Source organism: Deferrisoma sp. (genome assembly GCF_054681715.1).
In genome coordinates this window covers 22,990-29,162 of sequence record NZ_BAAHFQ010000027.1, presented here as the reverse complement: position 1 = coordinate 29,162, position 6,173 = coordinate 22,990, and the positions used below count along the sequence as shown (strand labels likewise).

Genomic DNA, 6,173 nt, shown 5'->3' with positions numbered 1-6,173 from the left:
TGGAGGAGAAGGGCATCGGCCGGGGCACCGTGAACTACCGGCTCCGGGACTGGGGCATCTCGCGCCAGCGGTACTGGGGGGCGCCGATCCCGGTCGTCCACTGCGAGAGCTGCGGCATCGTGCCCGTGCCCGAGAAGGACCTGCCCGTGGTGCTCCCCGAGGATGTGGAGTTCCCCGAGGGCCGGGTGCTCCCCCTCGCCGAGATCCCCTCGTTCTACGAGACCACCTGCCCCGCCTGCGGCCGGCCGGCCCGCCGGGAAACGGACACCATGGACACCTTCGTGGAGAGTTCGTGGTACTTCGCCCGGTACACCTGCGCCGACTACGACGAGGGCATGCTCGACCCCGAGCGGGTCCACTACTGGATGCCGGTGGACCAGTACATCGGCGGCATCGAGCACGCGGTGCTCCACCTGCTCTACTCCCGGTTCTACACTAAGGTGCTGCGGGACCTGGGGCTTCTGCGCGTGGACGAGCCGTTCACGAACCTCCTGACCCAGGGCATGGTCTGCATGGAGACCCAGCGGTGCCCCACCCACGGGTGGCTCCTGCCCGAGGAGGCCGAGGGCGGCCGGTGCAAGGCCTGCGGCGCCGAGGTGGTGCGGGGCCGGGTCGAGAAGATGAGCAAGTCCAAGAAGAACGTGGTGGACCCGGAGCACCTGATCGCCCGCTACGGCGCCGACACGGCGCGGCTGTTTAGCCTGTTCGCCGCGCCGCCGGAAAAGGACCTGGAGTGGAGCGAGGAGGGCGTGGAGGGCGCCTACCGGTTCCTGCGCCGGGTGTGGCGGCTTGTGGCCGAGAACGCCGACTGGCTGCGGGAGACCGAACCGTTCGCGGGCGGCGACCTCGAGGGCCCGGCCCGGGCGCTCCGGCGAAAGGCCCACGAGACGCTCCAGAAGGTCACGGCCGACATCGAGGACCGGTTCCACTTCAATACGGCCATCGCCGCCACGATGGAGCTCGTGAACGAGATGGCCTCGTTCGAGCCGAAAACCGATGTGGACCGGCGGGTGTACCGGGAGGCCGTGGATCTTCTGTTGCTGATGCTCGCGCCCATGGTGCCCCACCTGGCCGAGGAGCTCTGGGAGGGGCTGGGCCACGACACCCCCTTGAGCGACGCGGCCTGGCCCGAGGTGGACCCGGCGGCCCTGGTGCGCGACCTCATCACGGTGGTGGTCCAGGTGAACGGGAAGCTCCGGGGCCGGATCGAGGTGGCGCCCGACGCCGACGAGGCGGCCGTCCGGGAGGCCGCGCTCGCCGACGAGAACGTGCGAAACCACGTGGAAGGGAAGACCCTGGTCAAGACCGTATGGGTGCCCGGCCGGCTGGTGAACCTGGTCGTGCGGTGAGGCGGGCGGCGGCCCTTCTGGCGCTGGGCCTCCTCGTCGGGTGCGGGTACCGGTGGGGCCCCCCCGCCGGCCCCGTGGAGCTCCGGATCGCGCCGGTGGACGACCGGGGTGCCGAGCCCCTGTTCGGCGCCCGGCTGGCCCGGGCTCTGGCCGAGGAGGCGACGGCGTGGGGCGGGCTCCGGCTCGCCGGGGAGGACGCGGCCCTGGTGCTTCGCACCCGGGTGGACGAGGTGACGGAGTCCGGCTCGGCCTACGCCGCCGGGGGGCTCGTGGAGTACCGGGTGGCGGCCCGGGTCACGGCCACGGTGGCCCGGCCCTCGGGGGAGGTGCTCTGGCGCGGCGCGCTCGAGGAGGACCGGGAGTTCGCGGCCGGCGCCAACGTGGGGTCCACGGAGCGGGCCAAGGAGGAGGCCCTGGGGCTTCTGGCGGGGGACCTCGCCCGGGACCTCCTGCGAAGGGTGTCGCTCGTGGCCGCGGAGGCGATGCCGTGAGCCCGGCGCCGGTCGTCTGCCTCGTGGGCGGCGAACTGTTCCTGGTCCGCCGGGAGCTCGCCCGCCTCGAGGCCGAGGTGCTGGCCGGGGGCGATCCGGGGCTCAACCGGGAGGTGTTCACGGCGCCGGACGCGACGCCGGGCCAGGTGGTGGCCGCGGCCCAGACCCTGCCGTTTCTGGGGGGGCGACGGTTGGTGGTGGCGCGCGACGCCCACCGGTGGCCGGCCGCGGCCTGGGACCCCCTGGTGGCGTACCTCGAGCGGCCGAACCCCAGCACCTGCCTGGTGATCGTGGCCGAGACGATCGACCGCCGCACCAAGGCGGGAAAGCGGCTCCTGGAGGCGGCCGAGGTGATCCCCTGCGAGCGCCCCAAGGAGGCCGAGGTGCCCCGGTGGGTCGAGCGGCTGGCGAAGGAGGAGGGGTTGCGGCTCGACGCCCGGGTGGCCGCGGCCCTGGCGCTTCGGGTGGGGCCCGACCTGGAGCAGCTCCACCAGGAGGTCCAAAAGCTCCGGGCGTTCGCCGGCGACGGCGGCGCGGTGGGCCTGGACGACCTGGAGCGGCTGGTCGGCGACAACCGCGAGGCCTCCGTGTTCGCCCTGTGCGACGCCCTGGGGCTGCGGAAGCTGGGGGACGCGGTGGGGGCGCTGCGGAGCCTCCTGGGCATGGGGGAGCCGCCGGTGCGGCTCCTCTACATGATCGTCCGCCATTTCCGGCACCTCTGGATGGCCCGGGAGCTCCTGGACCGCGGAGGGCGGGTCTCCCGGAGCGAGGCGGCGAAGGCCCTGGGGGCCCACCCCTTCGTGGCCGCGAAGGCCCTGGAGCAGGCCCGGGGGTGGCGGGAGCCGGAGCTCCGGCGGGTGTTCCTCGACCTCGTCCGGGCCGACCTGGCCCTCAAGACCGGGGGCGGGCCGGAGGTGTTGGAGGCCCTCGCCCTGGGCCTGTGCGGCCGGGGGGAGACGCAAGCGATCCGCCGCGGCCGCGGGCGGTGAGTCTGCCTTGGGGGAAACCACGGAGGACACGGAGCCTGGGAGGGGGCCGCCCCAGGGTTCCGGGCCCACGGCCGCCCCCCGGAGCGGTGGAACCGCCCGCCCGTTCTGCGACGCCGGTGCTCGGCCTGCAGGCGACCGAACGGCCGAAGGGGGGTTCCGGGTTTGACGGCCCGGGGCGAATGGGGTACGAGGGGCGGGGAAGGGCGCCGGTGGGCCCACCGGGGGGGCACCGACCGGAAGCCGGAGACCGTCGGCCGGACGACCGAAATTCTTTCGAAGGAGGTGGCACCATGGAGCTCTACGAAGCGATCCGCGGACGCCGTTCCATCCGGAAGTACAAGCCCGATCCCGTGCCCCAGGAGGTGCTCGACCGCCTGCTCGAGGCGGCCCAGTGGGCGCCCAGTTGGGCCCACACCCAGTGCGCCGAGGTCGTGGTGGTTTCGGACCCGGCGGTGAAGGAGGCGTTGCAGCAGACGCTCCCGCCCTCGAACCCGGCGTACAAGGCCATGGTGGAGGCCCCCCTGGTGGTGGCGTTTTGCGGCCAGACCGGCCGGGCCGGGTTCTACAAGGGCAAGGCGGCGACCCCCCGGGGCGATTGGTTCATGTTCGACGTGGCGCTCGCGATGCAGAACTTCATGCTGGCCGCCCACGCCGAGGGCTTGGGGACCGTGTGCATCGGGCTCTTCGACCCGGCGGCCGCGGCCAAGGCGCTCGGGGCGCCGCCGGGCATCGAGGTGGTGGCCCTGACCCCGCTGGGCTACCCCGCGGCCGAGGCCAAGGTGCCGCCCCGGAAGCCCCGGGAGGACTTCGTGCGCTGGAACCGGTACTCGGGCGGCTGAGGCGGCGAGCCCAAGCGTGGACTCCAGACCCGGGCCCCGTGGGGCCCGGGCTTTTTCCGCAGCGGGCGTTGGGGTGGGATGAACCCTCCCGGGGAAACCAGGGGGCCGGGGCCCTACGGCGGGTATGACGACGGTGAGGTTAGGAATACCTTCAAGAGTATTGCCTGAGGCGGGTGGGGGACTGGTTCCGGCCGGGTGCGAGTGCGGCACCCTTTTCGCCGCGCCCTCGCATGCCGTCGCAGGGTCGGCAGATCGGAGCGCCGGCAGCGGAAGTTCTTGAACTTCCAAAGCAATCCAAGCCTGGTGAGGCGCGGCGAGGTGAGGGGCCGCACCCGGCTTTCCACCAGCCCCCCACCCGCGGGTTTCCGTAGCAACGACGGGGCTCCGACAATACTTTGGTTGGCGTTCGTAACGCCCGAGTCGTGGGAGCGCCTTCCAATGCGCGATCCGGGCCGAAGGCCCGCCGAAACACCTGTCGCCGCGCGAGAGCCGCTCGTACCCGCAGGGGCAGGCGCGCGCGCAGGAATCGGGAAGCAGTTCAGCGTCCTAGCATCCCAGCTTCCCAGCGTCCCAGCGGAGGACACTTGGAACCCCAGATGATCGATCTCCACACCCACACCCTGTTTTCCGACGGCGAGCTCCTGCCCTCGGAGCTCCTGCGCCGGGCCGAGGTGCTCGGCCTGCGGGCCGTGGCCCTGGCCGACCACGCCGACATGGCCACCCTCGACCACGTGATCCCCCGGATCGTGCGGGCCTGCGAGGAAAACAACGCTCACCGCCGGGTGCGCGCCGTGCCCGCGATCGAGCTCACCCACGTGCCGGCGGCCCTGATCGGCCGCTACGTGGCCGAGGCCCGGCGCCTGGGGGCGCGGCTCGTGGTGGTCCACGGCGAAAGCCCGGTGGAGCCGGTGGAGCCGGGCACGAACCGGGCGGCCATCGAGGCGGGGGCCGATATCCTGAGCCATCCGGGGCTCATCACCGAGGAGGACGCCCGGCTCGCGGCCGCGCGCGGGGTGAGCCTCGAGGTGAGCGCCCGCAAGGGCCACAGCCTGGCCAACGGCCACGTGGTGGCGATGGCCCGGCGCACCGGGGCACCCCTGGTGCTGAACACCGATGCCCACGCCCCGGGTGACCTCATCGACGCGGCCTTCGCCCGCACCGTGGCCCTGGGGGCGGGGCTCACGGACGAGGAGTACGAGGCCCTGCGGCGGAACATGGCCCGCCTGGCGGGATGGGAAGGAGGCAAGGCGTGATCCGAGCGCGACGAAACGGGCCGGGCTGCGGCCGTGCTGCCTTCGGTGGGCCAGGGGGGAGACCGGGGCGGGGCCTGGCCGCCGGGGCGGGGGTCCTGGCGGTTCTCCTCGTTCTTGCGGGGTGCGCCACGGCGCCCCGGCCCGTCGAGGTGCCCACGGAACCGGTGATGTGGGGCCAGGAGGGCGGAGGCCCTTCGCGCAATGCGCGGGTGGACGTTGCCGTTCCTGCCGGCGTCGAACTTCAGCGGATGGTCCGTCTGGTGGACGAGCCCGGGTACCGGCCCGAGGGGTACGCGAGCCCCGTCGTGGTGGGCGGGGTGGCCTTCGTGGGGCACGAGGGGCGGTCGTTCGACGCCGTGCGCCTCGCCGACGGGGAGATTTTGTGGCGGTTCCCCACCCGGGGCCGGGTGTACGCGAGCGCCGCCTGGACGGGGGGCGTGTTCGTGGTGGGGGACGACGCCGGCCGGGTGTACGCCGTGACACCCCGGGGCGAGAAGGCCTGGGAGTTCGCCACCACCTACCCGGTGGTGGCCGGGGTGCTCACCGACGGGGAGCGCGTGTACGTGCCCGTGGCCGACGGCAACGTGTTCTGCCTCGAGGCCGCCACGGGCCGGCCGCTGTGGCAGTACGGCCGGGAGTTTCCGGCCAAGCGGTCGGTGTTCCGGGCCCACGGGCTCGCCCTGGGGGGCGGCCGGGTGTGCGCGGGGTTCTGGGACGGGACCGTCGTGGCCTTGGATCCCGAAGTGGGGCGGGTGCTCTGGCGGGCCAGCCTGGAAGGCGCGGGGTTCCGGGACGTGGCCGCCGGCCCCGTGTACGAGGGAGAGCGGGTGTACGCCGGAAGCCTCGACGGGCCGGTGGTGGCGTTGGACGCGGGCACCGGCGAGATCCTCTGGAAGGCGGACCTGCCCGCGGCCGGCGGGATCGCCGTGGGCGCCGAGGCCGTGTACGTGGGATCCCCCGGCGGGGCCCTCGTGGCCCTGGACCGGGGCGACGGCCACGAACTGTGGCGAGCGGGGATCGGGGAGGGGGTGTCCACCGCGCCGGTTCTCGCGAACGGTTCGGTGGTCGTGGGATCCTCGGCCGGTCCCCTGGTGGTGCTCGACGCCGCCACCGGAACCGAGAGGTTCCGGTACTCGCCGGGCCCCGGCCTCCACGGCCAGCCCGCGGTGCTCCCGGGCCGGATCGTCTTCCTCTCGGACGGCAGCGCGCTCCACGTTCTGGGGTGGCACTGAGCGAGGTTTGAACAGCAAGT

6 protein-coding genes are annotated in these 6,173 nt (G+C 73.5%); all 6 read left to right on the top strand.

What is annotated here, in order from left to right; translation table 11 throughout:
* The coding region (locus ACY0I8_RS06410; protein ID WP_461394099.1) for a class I tRNA ligase family protein at positions 1–1,349 on the top strand (1,349 nt) is incomplete at its 5' end.
* Positions 1,346–1,840, top strand: a complete 495-nt coding sequence (gene lptE / locus ACY0I8_RS06405) for an LPS assembly lipoprotein LptE (protein ID WP_461394098.1) — start codon at positions 1,346–1,348, stop codon at positions 1,838–1,840. The genes ACY0I8_RS06410 and lptE, both read left to right, overlap by 4 nt.
* Positions 1,837–2,829, top strand: a complete 993-nt coding sequence (holA, locus tag ACY0I8_RS06400) for a DNA polymerase III subunit delta (RefSeq protein WP_461394097.1) — start codon at positions 1,837–1,839, stop codon at positions 2,827–2,829. Before lptE ends, holA begins: the two co-directional genes overlap by 4 nt.
* 290 nt (positions 2,830–3,119) lie before the next feature.
* Entirely contained in the window at positions 3,120–3,668 is a 549-nt protein-coding gene (locus tag ACY0I8_RS06395) for a nitroreductase family protein (protein ID WP_461394096.1), read from the top strand.
* Positions 3,669–4,264: 596 nt separating this feature from the next.
* Positions 4,265–4,921, top strand: coding sequence for a histidinol phosphate phosphatase domain-containing protein (locus ACY0I8_RS06390; RefSeq protein WP_461394100.1), 657 nt, complete (start codon positions 4,265–4,267; stop codon positions 4,919–4,921).
* Between the two features lie 248 nt (positions 4,922–5,169).
* Positions 5,170–6,153, top strand: coding sequence for an outer membrane protein assembly factor BamB family protein (locus ACY0I8_RS06385; protein ID WP_461394095.1), 984 nt, complete (start codon positions 5,170–5,172; stop codon positions 6,151–6,153).
* The last annotated feature ends 20 nt before the right edge of the window (positions 6,154–6,173 follow it).

Coding starts and splice junctions, on each gene's coding strand:
- ACY0I8_RS06395 (WP_461394096.1), top strand. CDS start 3,120: ATGGAGCTCTACGAAGCGATCCGCGGACGCCGTTCCATCCGGAAGTAC.
- ACY0I8_RS06390 (WP_461394100.1), top strand. CDS start 4,265: ATGATCGATCTCCACACCCACACCCTGTTTTCCGACGGCGAGCTCCTG.
- ACY0I8_RS06385 (WP_461394095.1), top strand. CDS start 5,170: ATGGTCCGTCTGGTGGACGAGCCCGGGTACCGGCCCGAGGGGTACGCG.